Origin of the sequence: Tritonibacter multivorans, from assembly GCF_001458415.1 — a bacterium.
Taxonomy (GTDB): domain Bacteria; phylum Pseudomonadota; class Alphaproteobacteria; order Rhodobacterales; family Rhodobacteraceae; genus Epibacterium; species Epibacterium multivorans.
Genome location: NZ_CYSD01000039.1, coordinates 221,217 through 247,402, shown reverse-complemented (window position 1 = coordinate 247,402; position 26,186 = coordinate 221,217). Strand labels below are relative to the sequence as shown.

At 59.7% G+C, this 26,186-nt stretch carries 24 protein-coding genes; 15 read left to right on the top strand and 9 right to left on the bottom strand.

Annotation, left to right across the window (positions count from 1 at the left end; all coding sequences use genetic code 11):
• The first annotated feature begins 71 nt into the window (after positions 1-71).
• Positions 72-1,154: a YHYH protein gene (locus tag TRM7557_RS14615; protein WP_082626621.1), complete on the top strand. Its 1,083-nt coding sequence runs from the start codon at positions 72-74 to the stop codon at positions 1,152-1,154.
• Positions 1,155-1,205: 51 nt separating this feature from the next.
• Here TRM7557_RS14615 and TRM7557_RS14610 read toward each other — a convergent pair whose 3' ends face one another.
• Complete coding sequence (locus TRM7557_RS14610) at positions 1,206-2,003, bottom strand: hypothetical protein (protein ID WP_058290957.1); 798 nt, start codon at positions 2,001-2,003, stop codon at positions 1,206-1,208.
• A 147-nt stretch (positions 2,004-2,150) separates the two neighbouring features.
• Between TRM7557_RS14610 and infC the strand changes: the two genes are divergently transcribed.
• Together infC and TRM7557_RS20430 are read left to right on the top strand one after the other, a co-directional pair.
• A complete protein-coding gene (infC, locus tag TRM7557_RS14605; RefSeq protein WP_235811481.1) occupies positions 2,151-2,849 on the top strand; it encodes a translation initiation factor IF-3 in 699 nt (232 codons plus the stop codon).
• 259 nt (positions 2,850-3,108) lie between these two features.
• The gene (locus TRM7557_RS20430) at positions 3,109-3,741 is read left to right on the top strand and encodes a methyl-accepting chemotaxis protein (protein WP_058290956.1); all 633 of its coding nucleotides are present in this window, start codon (positions 3,109-3,111) and stop codon (positions 3,739-3,741) included.
• A gap of 31 nt (positions 3,742-3,772) precedes the next feature.
• On the opposite strand, the gene TRM7557_RS14595 is transcribed toward TRM7557_RS20430, so the two are convergent.
• From TRM7557_RS14595 to TRM7557_RS14565, 7 genes are all read right to left on the bottom strand, one after another.
• The gene (locus TRM7557_RS14595; RefSeq protein ID WP_058290955.1) at positions 3,773-4,564 is read right to left on the bottom strand and encodes an FAD binding domain-containing protein; all 792 of its coding nucleotides are present in this window, start codon (positions 4,562-4,564) and stop codon (positions 3,773-3,775) included.
• Positions 4,565-4,641: 77 nt separating this feature from the next.
• Positions 4,642-7,020: a xanthine dehydrogenase family protein molybdopterin-binding subunit gene (locus TRM7557_RS14590; protein ID WP_058290954.1), complete on the bottom strand. Its 2,379-nt coding sequence runs from the start codon at positions 7,018-7,020 to the stop codon at positions 4,642-4,644.
• A gap of 149 nt (positions 7,021-7,169) precedes the next feature.
• The gene (locus TRM7557_RS14585; protein WP_058290953.1) at positions 7,170-7,655 is read right to left on the bottom strand and encodes a (2Fe-2S)-binding protein; all 486 of its coding nucleotides are present in this window, start codon (positions 7,653-7,655) and stop codon (positions 7,170-7,172) included.
• A gap of 115 nt (positions 7,656-7,770) precedes the next feature.
• The gene (locus TRM7557_RS14580) at positions 7,771-8,772 is read right to left on the bottom strand and encodes a molybdopterin-binding protein (RefSeq protein WP_058290952.1); all 1,002 of its coding nucleotides are present in this window, start codon (positions 8,770-8,772) and stop codon (positions 7,771-7,773) included.
• Positions 8,769-9,749 carry an XdhC family protein gene (locus tag TRM7557_RS14575; protein ID WP_058290951.1) on the bottom strand — a complete coding sequence of 327 codons (981 nt, stop codon included), beginning with the start codon at positions 9,747-9,749 and terminating at the stop codon, positions 8,769-8,771. The genes TRM7557_RS14580 and TRM7557_RS14575 overlap by 4 nt, the downstream gene beginning before the upstream one ends.
• A 136-nt stretch (positions 9,750-9,885) precedes the next feature.
• A complete protein-coding gene (locus TRM7557_RS14570; RefSeq protein ID WP_058290950.1) occupies positions 9,886-11,166 on the bottom strand; it encodes a vWA domain-containing protein in 1,281 nt (426 codons plus the stop codon).
• Positions 11,159-12,091 (bottom strand): AAA family ATPase, encoded by a 933-nt coding sequence (locus TRM7557_RS14565; protein WP_058290949.1) that lies wholly within the window; start codon positions 12,089-12,091, stop codon positions 11,159-11,161. Before TRM7557_RS14565 ends, TRM7557_RS14570 begins: the two co-directional genes overlap by 8 nt.
• A 325-nt stretch (positions 12,092-12,416) precedes the next feature.
• On the opposite strand from TRM7557_RS14565, the gene TRM7557_RS14560 reads away from it, so the two are divergent.
• From TRM7557_RS14560 to TRM7557_RS14540, 5 genes are all read left to right on the top strand, one after another.
• On the top strand, positions 12,417-13,487 hold the full coding sequence (locus TRM7557_RS14560) for a glycosyltransferase family 2 protein (protein ID WP_058290948.1): 1,071 nt from the start codon (positions 12,417-12,419) through the stop codon (positions 13,485-13,487).
• A 149-nt stretch (positions 13,488-13,636) separates the two neighbouring features.
• Positions 13,637-14,596, top strand: coding sequence for a hypothetical protein (locus TRM7557_RS14555; RefSeq protein ID WP_058291065.1), 960 nt, complete (start codon positions 13,637-13,639; stop codon positions 14,594-14,596).
• Positions 14,597-14,673: 77 nt separating this feature from the next.
• Positions 14,674-15,714, top strand: coding sequence for a dihydroorotase (pyrC, locus tag TRM7557_RS14550; RefSeq protein WP_058290947.1), 1,041 nt, complete (start codon positions 14,674-14,676; stop codon positions 15,712-15,714).
• Between the two features lie 84 nt (positions 15,715-15,798).
• Positions 15,799-16,479 carry an orotate phosphoribosyltransferase gene (locus TRM7557_RS14545; RefSeq protein ID WP_058290946.1) on the top strand — a complete coding sequence of 227 codons (681 nt, stop codon included), beginning with the start codon at positions 15,799-15,801 and terminating at the stop codon, positions 16,477-16,479.
• A gap of 361 nt (positions 16,480-16,840) precedes the next feature.
• A complete protein-coding gene (locus TRM7557_RS14540) occupies positions 16,841-18,415 on the top strand; it encodes a replicative DNA helicase (protein ID WP_058290945.1) in 1,575 nt (524 codons plus the stop codon).
• Between the two features lie 650 nt (positions 18,416-19,065).
• On the opposite strand, the gene TRM7557_RS14535 is transcribed toward TRM7557_RS14540, so the two are convergent.
• Positions 19,066-19,626 carry a hypothetical protein gene (locus TRM7557_RS14535; protein ID WP_058290944.1) on the bottom strand — a complete coding sequence of 187 codons (561 nt, stop codon included), beginning with the start codon at positions 19,624-19,626 and terminating at the stop codon, positions 19,066-19,068.
• A 164-nt stretch (positions 19,627-19,790) separates the two neighbouring features.
• Here TRM7557_RS14535 and alr point away from each other — a divergent pair, with 164 nt between their 5' ends.
• The 7 genes from alr to TRM7557_RS14500 all read left to right on the top strand — a co-directional run bounded on the left by alr (position 19,791) and on the right by TRM7557_RS14500 (position 25,803).
• Positions 19,791-20,828: an alanine racemase gene (gene alr / locus TRM7557_RS14530; protein WP_058290943.1), complete on the top strand. Its 1,038-nt coding sequence runs from the start codon at positions 19,791-19,793 to the stop codon at positions 20,826-20,828.
• The gene (locus TRM7557_RS14525; RefSeq protein ID WP_058290942.1) at positions 20,825-21,607 is read left to right on the top strand and encodes an MlaE family ABC transporter permease; all 783 of its coding nucleotides are present in this window, start codon (positions 20,825-20,827) and stop codon (positions 21,605-21,607) included. Before alr ends, TRM7557_RS14525 begins: the two co-directional genes overlap by 4 nt.
• A 20-nt stretch (positions 21,608-21,627) precedes the next feature.
• Positions 21,628-22,386, top strand: coding sequence for an ABC transporter ATP-binding protein (locus TRM7557_RS14520; protein WP_058291064.1), 759 nt, complete (start codon positions 21,628-21,630; stop codon positions 22,384-22,386).
• A gap of 209 nt (positions 22,387-22,595) precedes the next feature.
• Positions 22,596-23,318, top strand: a complete 723-nt coding sequence (locus TRM7557_RS14515; RefSeq protein ID WP_058290941.1) for a hypothetical protein — start codon at positions 22,596-22,598, stop codon at positions 23,316-23,318.
• A 25-nt stretch (positions 23,319-23,343) separates the two neighbouring features.
• Positions 23,344-23,781, top strand: coding sequence for a paraquat-inducible protein A (locus TRM7557_RS14510; RefSeq protein ID WP_058290940.1), 438 nt, complete (start codon positions 23,344-23,346; stop codon positions 23,779-23,781).
• A gap of 55 nt (positions 23,782-23,836) precedes the next feature.
• Positions 23,837-25,201, top strand: a complete 1,365-nt coding sequence (gene radA / locus TRM7557_RS14505; protein ID WP_058290939.1) for a DNA repair protein RadA — start codon at positions 23,837-23,839, stop codon at positions 25,199-25,201.
• 47 nt (positions 25,202-25,248) lie between these two features.
• Complete coding sequence (locus TRM7557_RS14500; RefSeq protein ID WP_058290938.1) at positions 25,249-25,803, top strand: CvpA family protein; 555 nt, start codon at positions 25,249-25,251, stop codon at positions 25,801-25,803.
• Positions 25,804-26,186: the final 383 nt, after the last annotated feature.

Below are 26,186 nucleotides of genomic sequence, written 5' to 3'. Positions count from 1 at the left end.
TGCGACGGAACGGGATCGGACCCACGTGATGAGATCACCTACCAACGCTTAGTCGATGAAAGGACAGATCCATGTCCAACAGACACGCCCGTCGCGCGCGATCCTGTTTCCTCCCCGCGATTCTCGCGCCTGCATTGGTCGCCTGTGCGGCTGCTGGACCTTCGACCTCCGGGTCGCAGCAGAGGCACAATCATACGCATGGCACGCTTGGGGAGGGGCATACCCATGATATCACCGATCGCATCCTGACCAACCGATCAGGGGATTGCGCCGACTATGCCGCCGCCTACACCGCCGCCCCCCGCGATGTACAACGCCGCCGCGACCACACAGCAGCGGTTCAGGTCACAGTGAAAGGCGCGCAGTGTCAGATCACCTCCAATGCCATGCCAAACCATGATTTCAACACCGCGGGCGCGCGTTTTGTGACGCCTGTCCAGGAAACGCAGACCACGCTCTCTGTCCCGCGCAACCCGCAGCCAGCCGCCCGGACAACCGCACTCAGCCAGCGCAGCTATGACGCGGTTTTGCTCAATGGCGTTGTTGTGGATCTCTTGTCGGCCGGGTGTTATCGCCCAGATGCGCGACGCGCGGACCGCAACGGCAATGTCCACATCGGCTGTTCCACGCGCGACATGTGGCTGCTGGACCCCTTGGGGCCCGGCACAAGTTTTGGCACCGATGCCCATAATGCCCATACCCAACCTGATGGCCGTTATCACTACCACGGCAATCCGATGGCCCTGTTTGACGACCAGCCCAGCCCCGAAGGCTCTCCTGTGATCGGCTTTGCGGCGGATGGCTTCCCGATCTTCGGCAGCTATTTCGTCGACGGCAGCGGCACCCTGCGCAAAGCGCGCTCCGGCTACAGCCTGCGCAGCGGCAGCCGCCCTGACGGCGCAGATTCACCCGGCGGCCGCTATGATGGCACATATGTGGATGATTATCAGTTCACGGGCACCGGGGATCTGGATGAATGCAATGGCATGACGGTCGACGGTCAGTACGGGTACTACGTCACCGACAGCTATCCCTGGATGATGAACTGCTTTGCAGGCAATCCGGATGGCTCTTTTGACAAAGGCCGCCCCGGCGGGCGCGCACGCCCCGCCCATGGCCACCCACCGCATGCAGGCAGGCCACATCGCGGTTAAAAAAAGGCGCCCTCACCGAGGGCGCCAACCACTTAAGAACACAGTCGATGGTTAAAAACCAAGTGCACCTTTGACTTGATCCAGCGCCGCCTGCAGCAGTTCCGGGTTGTCTTTGGCCTGGGTCACAGCCGAGGTCAGCATGGTCTTCTTCAGCGGATCCAGCGCGGAGGTGTCGATCAACTCAACCACCTTGTCGAAGTTGAAACCATCCGCAGTCAGGGCTTCCGGCAGCGCCGTCTTGGCCAGATCCACAACAGAAGCAGCCCCTTCGGATGCGGCATCCGCAGCGCCATCGGTCAGCGCAGCGACCTGATCGCCCGCGGCCTCAACGGCGGCAGAGGCGCCCTCGGTCACAGCCTCAGTTGCAGCAGCGGCAAGATCACCGCCTTCGGTCAGCGCGGCCGCACCCGCGTTGGTTGCGGTTTCAACTGCGGTCTGTGCCACCTCGCCTGCGCCTTCGGTCACGGCTGCCACGGCTGCGCCTGCGGTCTCGCCCACAGTTTCAGTTACGGTTTCGGTCACAGCAGTGGCCGCGTCCTGCGCCATCTCAGTCGCCCCTTCAACGGCCTCGTTCACGGCGTTTTCAGCAGCTTCGGTCACAGCATTTGCTGCATCCGTTGCTGCATCTGTGGCACCATCGACCAGTTGCTCTGCCAAAGAGCCGGTGTCTTCGACCGCGTCTTCGACAACTTGCTCTACAGTCTCAACACTTTCTTCCACCACGGTTTCAACCGGAGCTGTTGCAGCGGCATCGGGTGCGGATGCGGTGTTTGCGGCGTACTGCTGATAGGCCAAGGTGCCCCCTACAGCCAAAACAGCAAGACCGACGACAATTGTTGCAGGTTTCATTGATTTCTCTCCCATCCATGTCTCTGGTGGTGCCCGTTCCGGGCGCCTTGACCTTGCAAATGGGTAAATAAAGTCTTTCCCTCAAGGGGGAAACTCGGGGTTCAAAGTCCCCCTAAGCCCTATCCGGCAAGGTTTTGCCTGAGGGGAATGCAGCTTTTGACGTATCTGGCGCGCAATAAGGTAAGGTTCGGCTTGAAAACCTTTCGCTGCGCGGCCATACCCGCATTTATCTTGAATCACGGGTCCGGAACGGGTAGCTTCCGGGCACTTTTTCGAAACCACAGAAGGAACGCTGTCATAGCCCGCAGACCGCACAATGCGCCGCCGCAACGCGACACAGGCCCGCGCATCAACGAAAAAATCCGCGCACCGGAAATCCGCCTGATTGGCGCCGAAGGTGAAAACGTCGGCGTGGTTCACCCCGCCAAAGCCATGCAGATGGCTGAAGACGCTGGCCTCGACCTGGTCGAGATCTCGCCCAATGCCACACCGCCGGTCTGCAAGATCATGGACTATGGCAAGTTCAAGTACGAGCAGCAAAAGCGCGAAAGCGAAGCCCGTAAAAAACAGAAGACCATCGAAGTCAAAGAAGTTAAGTTCCGCCCCAACACGGATACCCACGACTATGGCGTCAAGATGAAGAACGTCTTCAAGTTCCTCGAGAACGGCGACAAGGTAAAAGTCACCCTGCGCTTCCGTGGCCGTGAAATGGCACACCAGAACCTCGGCCGCGAGCTTCTGGAACGCGTCGCAGAAGACGTGAAAGAAATCGGCAAGATCGAAAACATGCCGAAAATGGAAGGCCGCCAGATGGTCATGATGATCGGCCCGGCGCCGACCAAGTAACGCCTCTGGACCTCTGCCCCTTCTTTGGGGACGGATTGCAAAACCCTCCCTCGCGGGAGGGTTTTTTCGTTGCTGGTCCACTCTTTTGGCGATCGCAAAGGGTCACAATCCAAATTTGAAATTTATTTTCATCTTACGGTCTCATTGCCGCCTGCGTTTACCAACTCGGTAAGGAATTTCCGTTAATCACAATGGGCACAATAGACTGCCTCCAGCCGCGCCATCCTGGCTATCGGCTCTTGACACGGAAGAACGACCAATGAAAACGCTGGCCGACCTGCAAAACACCGCTTTCCTCGCTATTGGCCCAAGCCGCATTGCCGCGCTGTCCCTTCTGTCGCTGGCCCGCGCGGAGGACGCCAGCAAAGGCAAAGACGTCTTCAAAATGTCCGTAAAACGCCTGGACGTGGCCCGCGACATGCTCAGGAAAGATCTGCCGGACCTCCTGAAAGAACAGGAACACAGTTTCCCCGGCGACCTCGAAGCCCAGCGCGATGCCTGTCTGGCTGCACTGGAGCCCGCGTTCAGCATGGCCCGTGACCTCGAGGCCGGGCGCAATCCGTCTCTGTCTCAGATTGAAAATTTCGACGACCATTGTCTTTATGTGCTTGAACCCACGGTCAGCACATTTGTTGCCGACATGACCAAGAACCTTCTGGAAACTCATGCCCAACGCATGAAAGCGCGCGATGCAGAAATGATCCAAGCCATCAACAATGCGGAATCTGTTGGCCGCAACATTCAGCTGATTGCGTTCAACGCCTCTGTTGAAGCGGCGCGGATTGGCGAAATGGGGCGCGGCTTTGCTGTCATCGCAACAGAAATCCGCCAGCTGTCCGGCAAGACCCAGACCCTGCTGGACGACATCTCTGACCTGCTGCGCAGCGCCTAAGCGCCGCGCACGGCCTGTTTCTCTCCACGCTCTACCCCAGTGCCGCAGCAACCGCCCGTTTGGTCAGCACGCCGACCAGATGGGCACGGTATGCGCGGGTACCATGCAGATCTTCGATCATGTTCATGGGGTTTATCGACAGCCCCATAATCGCATCTGGACGAAACTCTTTAGTCAGCGCCTCTTCGGCTTCGCTCCAGCGGAACACACCATCGTCCCCGGCTCCGGTCACAGCCACACGCACCCCATCTGCGAACTTCGCCACATAGACCCCGACCAGCGCAAAACGCGACGCAGGCTGGACGAATTTTTGATAGTTCGCGGCCTCGGGCACCGGGAAGCGCACGGCAGTTATAATTTCTCCATCCTCGAGCGTGGTACCAAAAAGCCCGTCAAAATAGGCATCCGCCGCGATCTCGCGCGCGTTTGTTACAACCGTGGCACCACTGGCAAGAACCGCTGCCGGATAGCAGGCGGCGGGGTCGTTATTGGCAAGCGAGCCGCCAAGTGTCCCCCGATTGCGCACCGCAGGATCGCCAATATGGCCCGCGAGCGCTGCCAGCGCCGGGTATCCGCCCGCGCCCATAGCCACCGCCGCATGCGTTGATGCCCCCCCGATCACAAGCGCGCCATCCACGGATTTGATACCCGTCATCCCATTGATCTGCGCCAGACTCACCAGTTTCGAAGGCTGCGCCAGACGCTGCTTGAGCACCGGGATCAGGGTCTGCCCCCCGCCCAATGCCTGCGCATCCTCGTCGTCCTGCAACACGGTCACCGCATCCGAAATCGTCTCAGGCCGTATAAAATCGAACTCATACATGTCTTTTCCTTTCCGGCTCTTTCATCTTTTTCCAAATATCCCGGGGAGCGCGAGGGGCTGGCCCCTCGCTCCACCGTTTACCCTTGCATCGCGGCCCAGACACGGGCGGGCGACAGTGGCATATCGATATGGGTCACATCCTTGCCCGCTGATTGCAGCGCATCGACAACCGCATTCACCACCGCAGGCGGAGAGCCAATGGCCCCGGCCTCGCCGCAGCCTTTCACCCCAAGCGGATTATGCGTGCAGGGCGTCTGGCAGGAGTGGTCCACTGCGTAAAACGGCAGATCATCGGCGCGTGGCATGGCATAATCCATGAAGGACGCCGACAACAATTGCCCCGTGTCATCATAGACGCAGTTCTCCATCAGCGCCTGCCCTATTCCCTGCCCGATCCCGCCATGAACCTGGCCGTCGACGATCATCGGGTTGATCACATTGCCGAAATCATCCGCAGCCGAAAACCGTTCAATTGTGACTTTCCCGGTCTCCGGATCCACCTCGACCTCACAGGCATAGGCCCCAGCCGGGTAGGTGAAGTTTGCCGGGTCATAAAACGCCGTTTCCTCCAGCCCCGGTTCAATTTCCTCCAGCGGGTAGTTGTGTGGCACATAAGCCGCGAGAGTCACATCGCCCCAGGCCACGGATGTATCTGTGCCCGCAACCGAGAACTGCCCGTCTTTTAACTCTATATCCGCATCTGCTGCCTCCATCAGATGGGCGGCAATTTTCTTGGCCTTGCTGATGATCTTTTCCGTTGCCCGCACCATGGCAGATCCAGCCACGGCCAAGGACCGCGACCCATAGGTGCCCATGCCCATGGGCGTATTGGCCGTGTCCCCATGGACGATTTCCACCATGTCTTCGGGGATCCCAATCATCTCGGCGATCACCTGCGGGAAGGAGGTCTCGTGCCCCTGCCCGTGACTGTGAGCGCCCGTCATCACCGTTAGCCCGCCGGTGGCGTTCACACGAACGGTTGCGCTGTCATAAAGCCCCGCACGTGCGCCCAGCTGCCCCACAAGGTTGCTGGGGGCAATGCCACAGGCCTCTATGTAACAATTGACCCCAAGCCCACGCAGCTTGCCAGCCTCGGCACTGGCGGCACGACGCGCGTCAAAGCCTGCCAGATCCGCAATCTCGATCAACTTATCCATGGTCGCGCCATAATCGCCGGTGTCATATTCCACCGCCACAGGCGTGGCATAGGGAAACTCGGTGACAAAGTTCTGCCGCCTGAGGGCAATCGGGTCCAAACCCAGCTCCCGCGCGGCCTTGTCGATCACGCGTTCGAGCTGATAGGTCGCCTCGGGGCGGCCTGCGCCGCGATAGGCGTCTACTGCAACGGTGTTCGTAAACACCGCTTTGACGTTCACATAGATCAGCGGGGTTTTGTAGTTCCCCGCCATCAGCGTGCCATGCAGCCAGGTTGGGATCGCGGGTGCGAAGGTCGACAGGTAAGCCCCCATGTTCGAGTAGGTTTCGGTGCGGATCGCGGTGAAATTGTTGTCACCGTCCAACGCCAGTTCGATCTTGGTCACATGGTCGCGCCCTTGGGCGTCCGACATAAAGGCCTCGGACCGGGACGAGGTCCATTTCACCGCCCGGTTCAGCGCTTTGGCCGCAAAGGTACAAAATGCCTCTTCCGCATAGTGGTAGATTTTTGACCCAAAACCGCCACCGACGTCCGGCGCGACAACGCGCAGCTTATGTTCCGGGATCCCCAGCACAAAGGCCCCCATCAACAGGCGGATCACATGCGGGTTCTGCGAGGTGGTATAGAGCGTGCTGTCCCCGGTGGCGCGGTTGAAATCCCCAATCGCGACGCGCGGCTCCATCGGGTTGGCGACCAGACGGTTATTGACCAGCTCCAGCGTTGTTACATGGGCTGCATCTTTGATGGCCTGATCCACAGCCTCGCGGTTGTCTTCCACAAACCCCCAGTCAAAGCACAGGTTCGAGGTCAGATCGTCATGCACCTTGGTGGCGCCGTCGTTCAGCGCGGCTTTCATGTCGATCACGGCGGGCAGCTCTTCTATGTCCAGCGTGATTGCCTCGGCCGCATTGCGCGCCTGCTCTGGGGTTTCCGCCACAATGGCTGCAATCGGATCCCCCACATGGCGAACCTTTTCCGTCGCCAGAACCGGGTGGGCCGGTTCCTGCATGACCTCGCCAAAGCGATCGGTGATTTGCCAGCCGGTCGGAATACCGCCCACGCCCTCCAGATCTGCGCTGGTGAAGATGCGCACAACGCCGGGCATTTCCTTGGCCACGGATGTGTCGACAGACTTCAGCCGCCCATGCGCCACATCCGAGCGCAGGAAATGCACATAGGCCTGTCCATTGACATTTATGTCGTCGGTGTAATTGCCGGTCCCCGTCAGAAACCGAATATCTTCGCGCCGCTTGCTGGCCGCGCCAATTCCACTGTCTTTGGTGTCTTGATCCTTTGGCATGTCTCTCTCCTCCCACGAGACCCCGTTGCTGCGCAGGCTCCTCTTCCCTTGCGGCACAGGCATGACGGCCGGATCGACCGATCATGATGAAAACTGAATAACAATACAGGGCCACGGCTCCTCTTCCCCGGCCCGGTTGCGGCAACCTTTTACTCGGCTGCCAGAACGCTCACATCCTGTCCCGAGGCCGCCATGATCGCCTTGACGATATTGTGATACCCCGTGCAGCGGCACAGATTGCCCTCGAGGTAGTGGCGGATTTCTGCCTCGGTGGGTTTCGGATTGTCCTTGAGCAGCGCCGCCGCAGACATCACCATGCCCGGCGTGCAGAACCCACATTGCAGCCCGTGATGGTCCTGAAACGCCTGTTGAATGGTGTTGAGCGTCCCATCCGGTGCGGCTTGCCCTTCGATGGTTGCGACCTCTGCTCCTTCCGCCTCGAGCGCCAGCATGGTGCAGGATTTCACCGCCACACCATCCACGTGGACGACACAGGCGCCACATTGGCTGGTGTCGCATCCCACATGGGTGCCAGTCAGCCCCAGCCCTTCGCGCAGAAAGCTGGACAGTAGCGTGCGGCCTTCCACCTCTCCCGTGACGGGTTTGCCGTTCACGGTCATTGCCACCTTCGTCATTTGCTCCTCCCTTGGCTATTTTCATTAGCTGAAAGTGAGTAAAACACGCGTCAGGCAACAGGGCGAGGATTTTCACACCTCCCCTGTTAGGGCTCACATGGGAATTATGATGTCTTTACGTCGATGTTTCGCGCCGGGGATGCGGGCGCGTCGGGATCTCTTTTAAGAGGCCACCGACCCCCATGGCAGCAATATCAGCGTTTGAGACGTCCAGCCCGCAGACCACCCGCTCCAGCACCCAATCCGCCCCATTCAACGCAGGAGAGCGCGCACAGCCCGGCAGCCCGATCACCGGTTTTTCGCCCAGACGGCCAAGAAACAAAAGGTTGCCCGGATCAACCGGCATACCAAACCGGGTGACCTCCCCACCGGCGGCCCGCAGCGCGCTGGGCGCCACGTCCATCGGATCGGACGTGGCAGATCCTGTAAGCACAAAGATCACTTCGCCCGGAGCATCCGCAATTGCGGGCGCGAGGGCATCGATCTGGTGCGGGACGACTTCCCGGTCGGTCAGGGCAATGCCAAAGCGGTCCATACGCCCCGCCATCGCGGCGCGCCCCTTGTCCGGCGGGATTTCCGGCGTAACCCGCGTTTCAATCAAGGTGGCCGTCGTGAAGACAGAGGCAATCCGCTTTATCGCCCCTGCGGCGTGGGCTGCCGCCGCTTTGAGCGCGACGCCCGGAACCCCATAAGCGATGATTTTTATCGTCGCCACCATGCCATCCGCATCCACGCGGTGAAAATCCGGCACCGTCGCAATGGAAATCATCGGGTCGATGCCATTGATGCCGGACACTTTTTCCGCCGACACCCGGATAACACCGGCACCAGTTGCATAAAGGTTCACCCGCCCCGCCCCGGCGCCAGATATACGCAAGCCCGCCGCTTTTGCGTCCGGTAACAACGCCTTTGCCAGAGCCAAAGCTGCGTCATCCTCGTGCAGATCGCCGTCTTCCAATCGCGCGACAGTCACCGTTTCAAAACCTGCTTCGGCAAGCCGTTGCGCATCAGCGGCGGTCAGCAGCGTCCCTTTTGCGATCTTACCGTTCGGTAGTGACAGGGAATGCGCAAGGATACCATTTTCAGCTTGGTCGATTGGAACGGGGCCGAACTTCATGCTTTGCCCCGCAGCACGGCAGTCATTTCTGACAGAATGGACACCGCGATTTCTGCCGGGCCTGCCGCCCCGATATCGAGCCCAACAGGACCATGAATGCGACCAATTTGATCGGCGGTGAAACCGGCCTCTGTCATCCGGTCCACGCGCTTGGTATGGGTGCGGGTCGAACCCAGCGCACCGATATAGAAACACTCCGCCCGCAGACCGGCCTCGAGCGCCGGATCGTCCAGTTTCGGATCATGGGTCAGCAGCACAAGCGCGGTGCGGGCATCCAGCCCCAGCTGCGCCACGGCTTCATCTGGCCAATCCTCCAAGATCGTTTCGCCCGGAAAGCGTTCCGGCGCGCCAAATGACCCGCGTGGTTCGATCAGTACCGGATCATAGCCTGCAATCCGCGCCATCGGCACCAGCGCTTGGGCAATGTGTACGGCACCCACCACCACCAGCCGCAAGGGCGGGTTGTGGACGGCCACAAAGGTTTCACCGTCCTCGCTCAGCCCGGACCGGTCCATGCGCATCCGCTCTGCGTGCCCCTCAGCCACAAGCTGGCGTTGACCGGTCGTCAGGTTCACCTCATAGGCAAGCGCCTTGCGCGCGGCGCGCGCCGAAACCAGATCTTCCAGCAGGGCCACGGGCAAAGCGCCACCAACGGGTTCCACCAGCACTTTGATTGTCCCACCGCAGGCAAGCCCCACCGCAAACGCATCCTCGTCCGACACCCCGAATTCCAGCATCCGTTCCTTGCCATCGCGGATGGCATCCATCGCCTCAAAGACAACGGCCCCCTCGACACAGCCGCCCGAGACTGATCCCTCAATGCGCCCCGCGCCATCGACAACCAGCTGGCTGCCAACCCGGCGCGGCGCAGATCCCCAGGTTTGAACCACAGTTGCCAGCGCCGCCCCGCGGCCAGCCTGATGCCATTGCAAAGCCAGTTCCGGCGCGTTTTCAAAACGATTTACGTCTTTTGTCATGGATCTCGTCATGGGTCTTGTCATGGGGCCTCCTTGCCACAGAGCTTGGTCACACGCGAGGAAACTTCAACCACAAATCGTGCCAATCCGCCCGGTCACCGTGTCACTTTGTGGACAAGACCGCATCACCGGTCCCTTAACTCTGCGCCATCGCACGCAGCAAGCGATCCCGTTCTCCGACATCGTTTGGGGACGAAAGCGCCTGTGTCAGGGCCGCAAAACTCTCCAGACTATGTCCCGCCCGAAGGCTGTCCACATGGGGCAGCATGGCCCGAATGCCTCCCGCCTTTGGCGCAAACCCGTCCCACCGCAGCAACGGGTTGACCCAGATCAGACGGCGGCTGGACAGATGCAGACGTTGCATTTCTTGCGCCAATTGTTGCGGATCACCGCGCTCCAGCCCATCTGTCACAAGGACCACCACAGCCCCGGTTCCCAAAACCCGGCGCGACCAGCTGTGATTGAAATCCTGCAGACAGGCCCCAATCCGTGTCCCGCCCCGCCAATCCTGTGCCTGTGCCCCCGCAGCTGCCAGCGCCACATCCACGTCCCGCGCCCTCAGATGGCGGGTGATATTCGTCAGCTGCGTGCCAAAGGTGAACCCCTGCACCCGCGCCCAGCGGCCCCGCCCGGATTGCGTCTGACCCCGCTGCGGGTTCAGATTGGCAACCGCGTGCAGGAAATGCAGCATCATCCGGCTGTAGCGGCTCATAGAGCCCGAAATGTCGCAGATCACCACAAGATCCGGCCAGCGCGGAGGCGGGCTGCGGCGCGCCAACGCCTGCACCTCCCCCCCGGTGCGGCAGGCCGACCGCATCATGCGCCGCCAGTCCGCGCGCAGGCCTTGCGCTGCGGGTCGAAGGCGGCGCCCGCGCAGCGGCGGCACCGGCAGCGTCATGGCGGCAATGCTGCGTTTGGCCTGCGCCAGTTCTTCCGCAGTCATCTGCTCAAAGTCCAAATGCGCCAACCGTTCCTGCGCCGATTGGGTGGCGCTGAAATCAAACTCGACCTCTTCGCCCTCTGGCAGGTCTGGATCCGGGGCCTGGGTGGCCGCCACCAAGGCCTCTGCCGCCCGGCGCGCGGCCGGTTTGGCTTTTTCCTCAGGGCTGACACCGCGCACAGAGGGCAACATCGCCGCCATCATCTGGTCCAGATACCTCGGGTCGCGCCAGAACAGGCGAAACAGCTGGTCAAACACCACGCCCTGCTCGGGGCTTGTCACAAAATACGACCGCAACACCCAATAAAAATCCTCGCGCTGCCCCACGCCCACCAAAGCCAAGGCCTCCACCACATCGCGCAGCGCACCGGTGCCGACGGGCACGCCCGCCCGGCGCAATGCACGAACAAAATGGGTGAGGTTTTCCACCAGCTTTGGCTCATCCGGCACTGGCTGCTCTGTGGTCAGCTCAGCCATCCAACGCACTCTGCGCCTCGGCCAACAGCCGCGCCGCTTCCGATCCTTGGATCTTCGCAATGTCATCTTGGTACTTCAGCACCGCCCCCAAAGTGTCCGATACCACTTCGGGGCTGAGCGCCATCACATCCAGCGCCAGAAGGCAGCGTGCCCAGTCCAGCGCCTCGGCCATGCCGGGCTTCTTGAACAGATCCTCTCCACGCAGGCGCTGCACAAAGCTCACGACTTCGCGCGACAACTGCGCGCCTGCCTCTGGCACGCGGGCGGCCAGGATTTCAAGCTCGCGGTCAAAGGACGGATAGCCCACCCAGTGATAGAGACATCGCCGTTTCAGCGCATCATGCACTTCGCGGGTGCGATTGGATGTCAGCACCACAATCGGAGGCTCCACAGCCCGAATGGGACCAAGTTCTGGGATCGTGACCTGAAAATCCGACAAAGCCTCCAGCAAAAAGGCTTCAAACGGCGCATCGGTGCGGTCTATTTCGTCAATCAAAAGCACAGGCGCCCGGCCCGCTTCGCCGCGCATGGCCTGCAATAAAGGCCGCTCGATCAGATAGTCTTCGCTGAACAACTCTGCCTGCAAGGCGCTGCGATCCGTCTGTCCTGCGGCCTCTGCGGTACGAATGGCCACCATCTGCGCCGCAAAATTCCAATCGTAAACTGCACTGGCTGTGTCCAGCCCCTCATAGCACTGAAGCCGGATCAAAGGCCGGTCCAATGCTGTGGCCAATGCCTTGGCTATCTCGGTTTTACCAACGCCCGCTTCGCCCTCCAGAAACAACGGCCGCCCCAGTCGCAGGGACAGGAACACAACCGTCGCCAGATCCCGCCCGCAGACATAGCCCGTCTGGGCCAAAAGCTGTTTGACCGCATCAATATCCTTCAATGCGGCGGTGCCCTGCGCCCCGAGTGTCTGATCCATATCTATCCCTCCCCGCTGTCACCGTCACCAAATTTGCCGCACTACCGTCCTGCGCGCGGGGCTTTGGGATCCAAGGCAAATCGGATGGGTCAAGGCTGTGCCCGCCCCACCCTCTTGTTTCACGCAGGCCCGATACGCACATTCTGCGCCACATCCTTTGAAAATGGCACGAAAAAGGGCTTGCAACAACGCACGCCAACGCGCAGGATCTCCGCCGCAACAGGAAAACCGACACAGAGCTCCTGGACATTGCGCCGGACCCAAAGCTCACTGTACCAGCACGCGCCTATTTTCGGGCGACCGCACGACATGGAGAGCTGAAGATTTGCGCACCCTTGCCGTTTTGACCGTTCGAAATGAGGCCGCCTTTCTGCTGGAATGGCTGGCCCATCATCGGGCCGTGGGCTTCACTGACTTTCTGGTGTTTTCAAACGATTGCGAAGACGGCACCGACCGGATGCTGGACCGGATGCAAGAAATGGGGCTGTTGACCCATGTGCGCAATAACGGCCCTTACGAAAAACAGGGCATCCAGTTCACCGCACTGAAAATCGCCTCCAAACACCCGCTGGTGAAAGAGGCAGACTGGATCCTGACCTGCGATATCGATGAGTTCGTGAACATTCACTCAGGCGAAGGGCGGTTGGAAGATCTGTTTGCGGCCCTCCCCGAGGCCGATGCGATCACGTTGACCTGGCGGCTATTTGGCAATGGCGACAAAGTGCGGTTTTCGACCGATCCCGTGACCGAACATTTCACCCGTTGCGCACCCTCTGTGATCCACTGGCCGTGGCGCGCTGCCATGTTCAAGACGCTGTATCGCAACAATGGCACTTACCGGAAACTCGGCGTGCATCGCCCGCGCGGCGTGAAAGAAGAAGAACGGCTGGAAAACTACCGCTGGTTTGATTGCACGGGCCGCGAACTGAGCGGGGATTTCAAAACCAAGCGACTGTTCTCAAACTACGGGCAGGACAATTTCAAGTTCGCTCAGCTGAACCATTACCCGCTTGGCGCGATGGAGAGCTTTGTGCTGAAATCAGCCCGTGGCCGTGTGAACCGGTCAGACCTGCCGCTGGGTATGGATTACTGGGTCGAACGCAACTTCAATGTGGACGAAGACCTGTCCATCGCCCGCTACCGCGACGCCCGAGCGGCCCTTGTCGAAGAATACCTCGAAGATGAGAGACTGGCACGCCTTCACGCGCGGGCCGGTGTCTGGCGCCATGAGCGGTTTTCACAACTGATGCGGCAGGAACCCTATCGGGCCCTGTTTGGTCGCCTGATGATGGCCTCTCCCTCGCGGCCGATTTCAGCCGTGACCGGACGCACGCTGACAGGATTTGCAACTTTGGGGTTGCGCGTAGAAGCCGCCGACCGGCTTCGAAAAACCTAAACACCCCTTCCCCATAAGGCTGGAAGCCAGCAATAAGGCATAGGTTTTTCCCAATTTGGCCTTAATCCTAAATTACCCATGAGGCATTATGAGGACAGGGCAACCGGTTGAACCTGAAAACGGGCATGGGTGTGGACATGGAAACGGGCATGGAAGAAGCGACTGAAATTCTGGATCGCGATCTGTCAGATTTGGCCCCCAAAGACTGGGCAACGGCGATTGCCGAAATGGCGGAAGAACACGGTATGTTCCAACCACTGGGACCCCGTCACTTTGCCACTTTCATCGACCAGAGCAACACCCTGTTCGTATCTTTCGAAAGCATGGGCGGCATTCGCGCCCTATCGCCCAAAGCACACCCGCTTGGGTTTAGCGCGGTCAAAGACCTGGGCTGGTCGCATCTGTGTGTCATGTGCGATGGCGACACCTGGTTCCGCGACGAAGAAGTCTATGGCTTTTTCGATCAGCTGATCGACGATGGCTTTTTCGACGAATTCGACAATGTGGTTTTCTATGGCGCGGGCCCCTGCGCCTATGCGGCGGCAGCCTTTTCGGTCGCCGCGCCGGATGCAACGGTGCTGGCGATCCAGCCGCAGGCTACGCTGGACCCCAGTGTCGCACGCTGGGACGACCGCTTTGTGGAAATGCGCCGGGTGTCTTTCACCGATCGTTATGGCTACGCGCCCGAAATGCTCGAAGCCGCCGAAAAAGCCTTTGTCATCTATGACCCGAACGTTCAGCTGGACTCGATGCATGCCACGTTGTTCCGGGCTCCGAACACCGAACTTCTGGAACTGCCCTACATGGGTCAGGGCATCCAGAATCGTCTGATGGAGATGGAGATTCTCGACGACGTGATCGACCTTGCAGGCAATGGGAAATTGACTCGCGCAGCCTTCTACAAAATGGCCCGCGCCCGTCGTGACCACCGTGGATACCTGCGCGGTCTGTTGTATGTGCTGGATCAGGCCGACCGCCCGCAGATGGCCCATTGGCTGTGCCGAAACGTCTGCAATCGCTTTAGCGCCCCTCATTTCCGCAAACGTCTTGAGAAACTCGAAGAAGATCTGGGCCTTTCTGACGCAGCGGGCAACGGCACCAACGGCTGAGAAAGCCCCCTGCCCAAGATGCTTTTGCCCCCCTCCGGACTTCCCATAAGACCGCGCCTGTGCTATCGCGCGGTCTCATGACCCAGAGCCTGACGATCCCCCGCCCCGACGACTGGCATCTGCATTTGCGCGACGGTGATATGCTGCGCGCGGTGCTGCCGGAAACAGCCCGTGATTTTGGTCGTGCCATTGTGATGCCGAACCTTGTGCCGCCTGTTTTGACCGGCGCGGACGCGCAGGCCTATGCCACCCGGATCGCAGATGCGCTGCCCGCAGGCATGGAGTTCACGCCGCTCATGACGCTTTACCTCACCGAGGAAACCGATCCGGCCGACGTGGCCGCCGCTCATGCTGCAGGCATTGTCACCGCCGCAAAACTTTACCCGGCGGGCGCAACCACAAACTCCTCTTCTGGCGTGCGTGACTTCACCAAAATCTATCCGGTTCTGGAAAAAATGGCCGAGATCGGCATGCCCATGTGCGTGCACGGCGAAGTCGTAGACAGCGACATCGACATCTTTGACCGCGAAGCCGTGTTCATCGATCGCGTGCTGGACCCGATCCGCAAAGAGATCCCAGACCTCAAAGTGGTAATGGAACATATCACCACCAAGAACGCGGTGGACTATGTGAAGGCCTCGACGAGGAACCTTGGTGCAACAATCACCACGCACCACCTGATCATCAACCGCAACCACATCCTCGCAGGTGGTATCAAGCCGCATTACTACTGCCTGCCAGTGGCCAAGCGCGAAATCCACCGTCTCGCCCTGCGCGCGGCTGCAACTTCGGGCGATCCGCGCTATTTCCTTGGCACGGATTCCGCACCGCATACCGACGCCAACAAACTGCAACCCTGTGGCTGTGCCGGTTGCTTCACCGCCACGAACACGATGCCCCTGCTCGCGCATGTGTTTGAGGAAGAAGACGCACTGGACAAGCTGGCAGGCTTTGCCTCTTTGCACGGCCCAGCCTACTACGGCCTACCGGTCAACGCAGGTGAGATGACATTGGTGAAACACGACGCCGCTGTGGATTTCCCCAAAGCCATCGACACGGTTGAAGGACCCGTGACCGTTTTTGATCCGGGCTATCCGGTTCACTGGTCCGTGGCCTGATCCTGTTTTCTATTTCTTTTCAAAGGCCCCCGCGGGGGCCTTTGTTGCACCCGCCCCCCAAAAAGACCTCAGAGGACACATCCGATGATCCCCACCGCCTACCCCACCCGCGAAGAAATCGCCCGCCTGTCCGCGCGCATGCTGCTGGAAATCGGTGCCGTGAATTTCAACACCGACGAGCCCTACACGCTGGCCTCTGGCCTGCCCTCGCCCAGCTACATTGATTGCCGCAAGCTGATCTCCTTCCCGCGCATTCGCGCAACCCTGATGGATTTCATGACCGTCACCGTGATGCGCAACGCGGGCTTTGAGGCGTTCGACAATATCGCTGGCGGAGAGACCGCAGGCATCCCGTTCGCCGCCCTCGTGGCCGAACGTATGGCCCTGCCAATGACCTATGTGCGCAAGAAGCCCAAAGGCTATGGACGCAATGCCCGCATTGAAGGCGCGATGAGCGAAGGCGAACGTGTTCTGCTGGTCGAGGACCTGACCACCGATGGCGGCTCCAAACTGTCGTTTGTCGATGCGATCCGCGAAACCGGCGCTTCTTGCGGCCACACAGCGGTGATCTTCTACTACGACATCTTCCCAGAAACCACGAAGACGCTCGGCGATCACGGGGTCGAGCTGCACTATCTCTGCACCTGGTGGGATGTGCTGGCCGAAGCCCGCGCGCAGGGCAGCTTCTCGGTCGAGACACTGGACGAAGTTGAGCGTTTCCTGAAAGATCCCCGCGCCTGGCAGGATGCCAACAAAAAAGCCTAAGGGCAGAATGGCCCAGCACCTGTCCGAACGACCGTTCGGTCAGGTGCAGTTTTTCAGCAGCTAAGTCTGCCGTTTTTAGTCCTTTTTTTCACATACCCCCGATTGCGACCCGATTGCTTCAATTTGCGCCGTGGGAAACCTGTGGAAAACTCTTTCTCGAATCGCAGCTCGATATCGCGTATATTGGGGTCGTGAGAAATCGCACCCCCAGATCCTGACGCCGCGCTGCGTCATCTGTGCCGCGTTGCAATATTGCTCACACCCCGGTCCGCATTTATCCACATTGCCCCCACAGGCATTTCCAGATGGTCAAATCGCGCGGGCTCGGGGTATAGGTTTGGCTCAACGGATGAGAGCAGAGATGAACGAGATCACCCATTTGAACGGCGATCCGCAGCCGCCACTGTCGAATGACCCGTCCCAAGGTCATATGCCCACGACTGCCGGTTTGGCAGACGGACACATGGCGGCGCCAGAGGCGCAAAACCAAGAGCTGCAGGCAAGTGAATTGCCCCACTCCGTGGAAGCGGAACAGCAACTGCTGGGGGCAATTCTGACCAACAACGACGTCTATGACAAAGTTGCCTCGATCATTGACGCCAACCATTTCTATGACCCGGTCCACACCCGCATCTACGAAGTTGCAAAGGCGCGAATCTCCAAGAACGCGTTGGCATCTCCGGTGACGCTGAAGGCGTTTATGGAAGATGACGCAGGGCTGAAGGAACTGGGTGGCGCGGCCTATTTGGTGAAACTGGCCTCTGCCTCGATCTCGGCCTTTGCGGTGCGCGACTATGCGCAGATGATTTATGATCTCGCGATCCGCCGCGAGCTAATCGCACTGGGTAAGACCATCGCGGATGAGGCCCGCCGGGTCGATGTGTCATCCGAACCCAAAGAACAAATCGTCAAGGCGGAACAGGCGCTTTATTCGCTGGCCGAACAGGGCCAGACCGAGCAGGGTTTCAAATCCTTCCTACGCGCTGTCACCGAGGCGGTGAATGTCACCAATGAAGCCTACCAGCGCGGTGGCGGCATGGCAGGTATTTCCACGGGGCTCGATGATCTCGACAAACAGCTTGGTGGCCTGCACCCGTCGGACCTTCTGATCCTCGCGGGGCGTCCGTCGATGGGGAAAACCTCGCTTGCGACCAACGTGGCGTTCAATGTGGCCAAAGCCTATAAGAAGGGCCTGAAACCCGACGGCACCGAAGGCGCGGTTGATGGCGGTGTTGTGGGCTTCTTCAGCCTCGAGATGTCGGCCGAACAGCTGGCGGGCCGTATTCTGGCCGAAGCATCTGAGGTCTCCAGCCACAAGATCCGTCAGGGTGACATGACCGAAGAGGAATTCCGCCGCTTTGTGCAGGCGGCAAAAGACCTCGAAGCCTGCCCGCTGTTCATTGACGACACGCCTGCGATCCCGATCTCGCAGCTGGCCGCCCGCGCCCGCCGCCTGAAACGGACCCATGGGCTGGATCTGCTGGTCATCGACTATTTGCAGCTGTGCCGTGGTATGTCGGACAACCGGGTTCAGGAGATTGGCGAAATCTCCATGGGCATGAAGGCCATCGCAAAAGAGTTGAACATTCCCGTGGTCGCCCTGTCCCAGCTGAGCCGGGGTGTGGAAAGCCGTGACGATAAACGTCCGCAGCTGTCTGACCTGCGGGAATCGGGCTCGATCGAACAGGATGCCGACGTGGTGATGTTCGTGTTCCGCGAGGAATACTACAAAGAACGCGAAAAGCCCGGCGACCACGAGCTGGATAAAATGGAAGAATGGAAAGAAGCGATGGAGCGTCTGCACGGCAAGGCGGAAGTCATTGTCGGCAAGCAGCGTCACGGTCCGATTGGGACTGTAGAACTGTCGTTTGAAAGCCAGTTCACCCGCTTTGGCAACCTCGCCAAACCCTGGCAGCAACAGCCCGACGGCTACTGACGGCAAAGACAGCCCCCGCCTGCGCGCGGCCCCACCGGTCCCCGAAAACCACACCGCGCGCGGGTGGCTGCCTGTCCGCGGTTTGCGGACAGCGCCTGCGGCGGGCGGGGCTCTCCCGCCAGTCGCACCTGCATCAAAGATGCAAGCGCCCCTGTTTGGGCCGCGCGCCGCTGCGCGGCGCGTTCACTTGAAATTAGCCAAATCGACCCCATATTCTACGGTGGAAGCCCGGCCTTGCATCGCCGGGACACCCGCCATGCGCGCAAACGTGTCCTTGTGAAATAGGGTGTTTTGGCGTATATCTAGAGGCATAGCCCAGCTGGGCTTCAAACGGATTGTGGGCCAGACAACAACGGCGCCTGATCCACAAAAGAGGAGAAGACGACATGAGATTTGGACCTGATCCGATCATCGTTTAAACACCACCGTCGGATGACGACCGGATGACGACAGTGCCTGTGACGGTGCCTGTATGGCTGAACGACTGCATTTAATGGCGGTCAATACGGAAGTGTGATCCATACGGCGGACAGTGTTTAAAAACGCGACGTCGACAAAACCCCACTCAACCATCACCGCCGCAGTGGCGGTTTTTTTGTACCTGTTTTGCCCGCGCTTTTTGTTCTCGTGCAATGCGCCACCCGCTGCTTTCAGCGCGCAGGGCCCTCTTTTCCGTTCGGATTAAACCGTGTGAGGCCCAGCTTTGGGTATTCGCGCTCGAACTCTGCCATCAACCGTTTGCCACTCACTTCCGCGCTTTGGGTTGTCGCCCGGATCAGCTCCACCGCCTGCACGCGGCTGTCCGGCGGCAGGGTTTTGAAGCTGCCGTAGTTCAGCCCGTCCACCTGCACCCGCACCTTTTCCAGCACCCCATAGAAATCCACCGCATGCTGCAACACATTGTCCGAGACAAAGTGAAGATGCGCGATATTGGCCCGGTACACTTCGGTATGGCGGGCATCTGTCACATGCGGGATGCGGTCCGGATGATCGCGCAACACCTGCGACAGAACCTCGGGCGGCGGAGAGTTGCGGCGGAACCGCTCCATATCGCGGGTGTTAAAATCTATTTCCGCATAAAGCGCGCGCACCATGGACCGCCGCGCCGCGCGCGCATCGAGGTTGCGTTTGAAGAACCAGACCAGAAAACCAATGGTCGGCGTCAGCACGGCAATCAGGAACCGCAGCCAAGTATCTGTCAGAAATGTCATCGCGTCGCGCCCTTCTTGCGCCGCCCTGCCAAAGGTACGGGGTAATTCAAAAACCAATGATCATAGCCTAGCCGCTCCACTTTGGTCACAGCAAGCCAAGCTTTGGCGCCCAGGTCAGGCGTTTCCCACTTGACCCTCGCGCGTCCCATGTCAAGAACAGGGGCATGAGTACGGCACGTTTGAAAATCAACCTCGAAGCGCTGGCAATCAACTGGCGCAATCTGGATTCCCGCACCAACTGCGAAACTGCAGCGGTGGTCAAGGCAAATGGCTATGGGCTTGATGCTGGTCGCGTCGGCAAGGCGCTGGCCGAGGCAGGCGCGCGCAACTTTTTTGTTGCGGCAGCCGAGGAAGGCATTGCCCTGCGTCGTGCGCTGGGCCCCGGCCCGGGCATTTCGGTCTTTTCCGGCCATATGGACGGTGACGCCAAGCTGCTGAAGGATTTCCAACTGACGCCGATGCTCAATTCGATCGACCAGATGCTGCGCCATTTTGAGGCCCTGCCCGGCCATCCCTTTGGTGTACAGCTTGACAGCGGCATGAACCGGCTGGGCATGGAAGCGGGCGAATGGGCGGCTGTGCGCGAGATTGCGCTGGGTCAGGGCCCCGTACTGCTGATGTCGCATTTGGCCTGCGCGGATGAGCCCGATCACGGCATGAATGCGTTCCAGCTGAAGAACTTCCGCGACATGACCGAAGGCTGCGATCTGCCACGGTCGCTGTCCGCGACGGGTGGCTTGCTGCTGGGGCCGGATTATCACTTTGACCTTTGCCGTCCGGGCATTGGCCTCTATGGCGGTGCGCCCTACGATGGGGCCCTGCCCGTGGTCACCTTGGAGGTGCCGGTCATTCAAACGCGGCTTCTCGCCGCAGGTGAAACCGTTGGCTATGGCAATGCCTGGACCGCGCAGCGCGAGAGCCGCATTGCAACCATTGCCGCGGGTTATGCAGACGGGCTGCAACGCGCGCTGCAAAACGGCGGCATTCAGGCCTATGCGGGCAAGACCCCCTGCCCGGTCATCGGACGCGTCTCGATGGATCTGATCACCGTGGATGTAACCGACCTGGGCGCAGACCCCGAAGTCCTGACCCTAATCAACGAAGACCAGACCGTGGACCGCATGGCGGATGCTGCGGGCACCATTGGCTACGAAATCCTAACGTCCCTTGGCCACCGCTACGCACGGACCTATTCTGCATGACCCCTCTTGCCCTGCTGGGCCGCCTCGGTGCGGCCACCCTTGGCCTTCTGGCCGCGCTTGGCCGGCTGAGCACCTTTGTGGTGTCCACTTTCAGCCATATGCTGCGCCCGCCGTTTTATGGCCGCGAAGTGCTGAACGCGCTACTGCAGGTGGGCTGGCTGAGCCTGCCTGTGGTCGGTCTGACCGCCATTTTCACCGGTGGTGCGCTGGCCTTGCAAATCTATGCGGGCGGCGCGCGCTTTAATGCCGAGGCCGTGGTGCCGCAGATTGTCGCCATTGGTATGGTGCGCGAATTGGGGCCTGTGCTTGTAGGACTAATGATCGCGGCGCGCGTGACGTCGTCAATTGCCGCCGAGATCGCCACCATGAAGGTGACCGAACAGATCGACGCGCTGGTCACCCTATCCACGCACCCGATGAAATACCTCGTGGCACCCCGTGTGCTGGCTGGTCTGCTGACCGTGCCTGCGCTGGTGGGGATTGGCGACATTATCGGTATCATGGGCGGCTACACAGTGGCCACACAGAACCTTGGCTTTAACCCGGCGACCTATCTGGTCAACACCGTGAACTTTCTCGAGATCCATGATGTGATTTCCTCGCTGGTGAAAGGCGCGGTCTTTGGCGTCATCGCGACCACTCTGGGCTGCTACTACGGCATGAACTCGGGCCGCGGCGCGCAGGGCGTGGGCCGCGCGACCAAGTCGTCGGTTGAGACCGCCGCCGTGCTGATCCTGGCTGCGAACTTTGTCCTCACTGGGGTGTTCTTCTCGCTATGACCGATATGACCAAACCTGCGATGATCGAGATGAAATCGGTCCACAAAGCCTTTGGCGCGAACCAGGTGCTGCGTGGCGTGGACCTGAGTATTGCGCGTGGATCGTCGATGGTGATCATTGGCGGCTCCGGCACCGGGAAATCGGTGATGCTGAAATCCGTTCTGGGCCTGATCACGCAGGACAGCGGCCAGATATTGGTCGATGGCAAAGATGCAGGCAAAGGCCACTCCAGCCGCGACCGCGACGCCTTTCTGGCCCGCTTTGGCATGCTGTTTCAGGGGGCCGCGCTGTTTGACTCCCTGCCGGTCTGGCAGAATGTCGCCTTCCGCCTGCTGCGCGGCTCGCTGAAGCGTCCCAAAGAAGAGGCCCGCGAGATCGCGATTGAGAAACTGCGCCGTGTGGGACTCAAGGCCGATGTGGCCGACCGCCTGCCCGCTGAACTCTCAGGCGGCATGCAGAAACGCGTCGGTCTGGCCCGCGCCATTGCCGCCGAGCCCGAGATCATCTTCTTTGATGAACCCACCACGGGCCTCGACCCGATCATGTCCGGCGTCATCAACGACCTAATCCGCGAGATCGTGGTTGAGATGGGCGCAACCGCGATGACCATCACCCACGACATGTCCTCGGTTCGGGCAATTGCCGACAATGTGGCGATGCTGCACGGCGGCAAAATCCGCTGGACCGGCCCGGTTGGCGATATGGATGCCTCGGGCGATCCCTATGTAGAGCAATTTATTTCTGGGAGTGCAGAAGGGCCGATTGAGGCTGTTCGGTAAGCTCCGCCTTATGCGTCAAAGACCAACGGGTGCTTCCGTCGAACACATTATGTTTGAGCGCCCTGCGGTTTAGCTTTTAAATCATTCCTTTGCCCCGTGGTGGCCGGACAGGACAAACCACACAAAGACCTTCATTACCGCGCCTTGCCAAGACGCGGATCTGCGCGACCCGTCACCAGTTTCATCTTCAAAGAGGCCCTTCTTTAACAATGTATTTCAACGTCATTTTCGGCGACCTTCTAGCGGCAATTTTGGCACCTATTATTGAAGCCATCGCCGCCCTTTTCCTCGGGATCTTTTCCTTCCTGGCCGAGCTTCTTGCCCCCCTATTTGCCGCCCTTTTTGCGCCGGTCTTAGAACTCTTATTCCTGATCTACGCCACAATTGCCCTCGTGTTCGGGCAATTGGTCTGGGGATTGATCGGCCTTCTTGGCCTCACTCATCGCGCCCGTGGCTTGTCGCAGCTTTTCTATACCATGTCTGCCCTATGCCTGTTTTATGTGGTTCTCGGCGCTGGCTCGTTCTTGGTGCTCCACTATCAAGACCAGCTGGCTCACTTCTACTCTGTTCAAAGCATTGGCATTGCGCTCTTCGCAACACTCGCATGTTTTGCGCTTGGCTCGGCCCTCAGCGAACAACCGGGCACGCACAAAGCCAAACAAGAAACGTCACAGCAAACGGCAGAGGCTGCGGTAAGCCGCCCAATCCAATCGCCCCGCCAAACCGGCCGTGCCGCCTTCGGCAAATGGGGCCTCGTTGTGTTGGTGATTTTCCTTGGCTGTGGCACTCTGCTATTGTTCACGCGCCCTGCTCCAGAACCCACGTTGCGGATCTGTACACCAACTGAAACCGCCAAAATTCTGGCCACACGAATGCTAAATCGCGACGCTCCGCGCGCCGAGAGGGAAGCGGCCCATTGTCAACTTCTGTAACAACTTCCCCCCAAAGGCGCCTCTTTTGCTTACCTGTCTCCGCTACGCCAATCTCAGTCTTCTGATCGCTTATCCGCTGGCATGGTTCGCGCCCCTAATGCGCGCAGGCCTTCTGCCAATATTTGGCCTTAGCGAAATCTCTGTGATCACCGGGTTACAAAGCCTGTGGCGCAGCGACGTCGTTCTCGCGCTTATTGTCACGATCTTTGCTATTTTTGCGCCCTATCTCAAGTGCATTGGACTGGCATTGGTTCAGTTCAACCTACGGGATCGCCGCGCTTTGCCAGTGCTGGACATTTTAGGAAAGCTCGCCATGGCCGATGTCTTTCTCATCGCGCTCTATGTCACGCTCACCAAAGGAATTGGCTTGGGCACCATCGAGGTTGCTTGGGGCCTCTATCTCTTCACGGCCTGCATTCTGGTCAGCCTCCTGCTGTCCTTGTTGACAAAAAAAGCCACTTAAAGCCTTCGGCAGAGCCCCCCTTGAACAAAAGGGAAACATCTGCCACTGATCACGCATGGCTAAGACATCCTTTTCTTGCTCCGCCTGCGGGGCCTCTTTCTCCAAATGGTCCGGTCGCTGCGAGTCTTGCGGCGAATGGAACACGATTTCCGAGGACAAAGGCCTGTCATCGGGCGGGCCTGCCAAAAAATCCCTAGGCGCCATGCGCGGCAAGCGGTTGGAGCTGGGTGATCTGGCTACCCACGAAGCACCGCCCCCGCGTACATTGTCCGGCGTTGGAGAGCTGGACCGGGTGCTGGGAGGGGGATTGGTCGCGGCCTCGGCCATCCTTGTTGGCGGGGATCCGGGAATCGGGAAGTCGACGCTCTTGCTGCAGGCGGCCGCGCGGTTTGCCCGCAATGGGCTCAAGACCATCTATATCTCGGGAGAGGAAGCTGCCGCGCAGGTGCGCATGCGCGGTCAGCGGCTGGGTCTGCAGGAAAGCCCGGTGATGCTGGGGGCTGAGACCAACCTGCGCGATATTCTGACCACGCTGGAGGCCGAGAAGCCCGATCTGGCCATTATCGATTCGATTCAGACCATGTGGGCCGACAATGTGGACAGCGCGCCAGGATCGGTCTCTCAGGTCCGCGCGGCGGCGCATGAGCTGACCACCTTCGCCAAAACCCAGGGCATTTCCATCATCATGGTGGGCCATGTCACCAAGGAAGGCCAGATCGCGGGGCCTCGTGTGGTCGAACATATGGTCGACACGGTTCTGTATTTCGAAGGCGAACGCGGCCATCAGTTCCGGGTTTTGCGCGCGGTGAAGAACCGCTTTGGCCCTGCAGATGAAATTGGCGTGTTCGAGATGACCGGTCGCGGCCTTGCACAGGTCACCAACCCGTCTGCGCTGTTTCTGTCCGAACGGGGAACCCCATCGCCGGGATCCGTGGTCTTTGCCGGCATAGAAGGCACGCGTCCCGTCTTGGTCGAAATGCAGGCGCTGGTCGCGCCCTCGCCCCATTCGCAGCCGCGCCGCGCCGTGGTGGGATGGGACAGCTCGCGTCTTGCGATGATCTTGGCTGTGCTCGAGGCGCGCTGCGGCGTGCCCTTTGCGGGACTTGATGTCTACCTCAACGTCGCAGGCGGCATGCGCGTGTCAGAACCTGCTGCGGACCTTGCCGTGGCCGCCGCCCTGCTGAGCGCGCGGGAAGACACCGCTCTGCCCGCCGATACAGTGGTTTTTGGCGAGATTTCTCTGTCTGGCGCGCTCCGACCGGGTCCGCAGACCGAAAACCGGTTGAAAGAGGCGCAAAAACTTGGTTTCACGGCGGCAATTGCCCCGAGTGGTGGCAAATCTGTCTCGGTTGACGGGCTGGCACTGCGCCAAACCCCGGATCTCGCAGGATTTGTTGGCGAATATTTCGGGGCCGGGTAAACAGATACCCGTAAATCGAGTCGCGACAGAACACTGAAGGCAGGGACATGGAAGGTTTCACCATTATCGACGGCGCCGTAGCGCTGGTTATCGTCATTTCGGCGCTGCTCGCTTATTCCCGCGGGCTGGTGCGCGAAATCATGTCCATTGCGGGCTGGGTTGCCGCGGCAATTCTGGCCTTCCTCTTTGCCGCGCAGGTCGAGCCGCTGATGGCCGAAGTGCCGGTGGTGGGAGAATTCATTTCCGACAGCTGCGAACTGTCGATGATTGTCGCTTTCTTTGCGGTCTTTGCAGTGGCGCTGATCGTGGTGTCTTTCTTCACCCCGCTGTTGTCGGGACTGGTTCAACGCTCTGCGCTTGGTGGATTGGATCAGGGCGGCGGTTTCCTGTTTGGAGTGCTGCGGGGCATTCTGCTGATCGCAATTGCCTTCTTCGTCTATAATGTGGTCATGACCGGCCAGAGCTTTACCGTCGTTGACGAAAGCCGCTCTGCCGTGGTGTTCAACCGTATGATCAATCAGGTCGAGGATCAGAACCCCGAGCAGGCGCTTGGCTGGCTGACTGGCAAATACGAAGAGCTGATCGGCAGCTGCTCTCGCTAAGAGCTGACACAATTCCGGACAAACAGGGGCGCTTTCGGGCGCCCTTTCTTTTTCGCCCTTTGAACAATTCACAGATTTATCCACAGGCCTCGGCAGATAGTTAACGCTAGGCAAGATTGCGTTAACCTTTTGGTAACACTTGGGATTCGCCTCAACTACGGACACGTACAACCTATAATTGTCTTAACAAATCTTAAGAAAGTGTTACTTACCCCCAAGTTGGCCGTTAACCTTCGGAAAAATCCGAAAAATTCGTTCAAATTCTATGAATCGGGCAGCCCGGGCCGCAAGCCTGCCCCATTTCCGTCCCAATTCGAGGGCCATCTAGCATCCAACGAAGGCCAGAACGGCCACCTGACCTCGAACAGGCTCTCAGAAAGGGA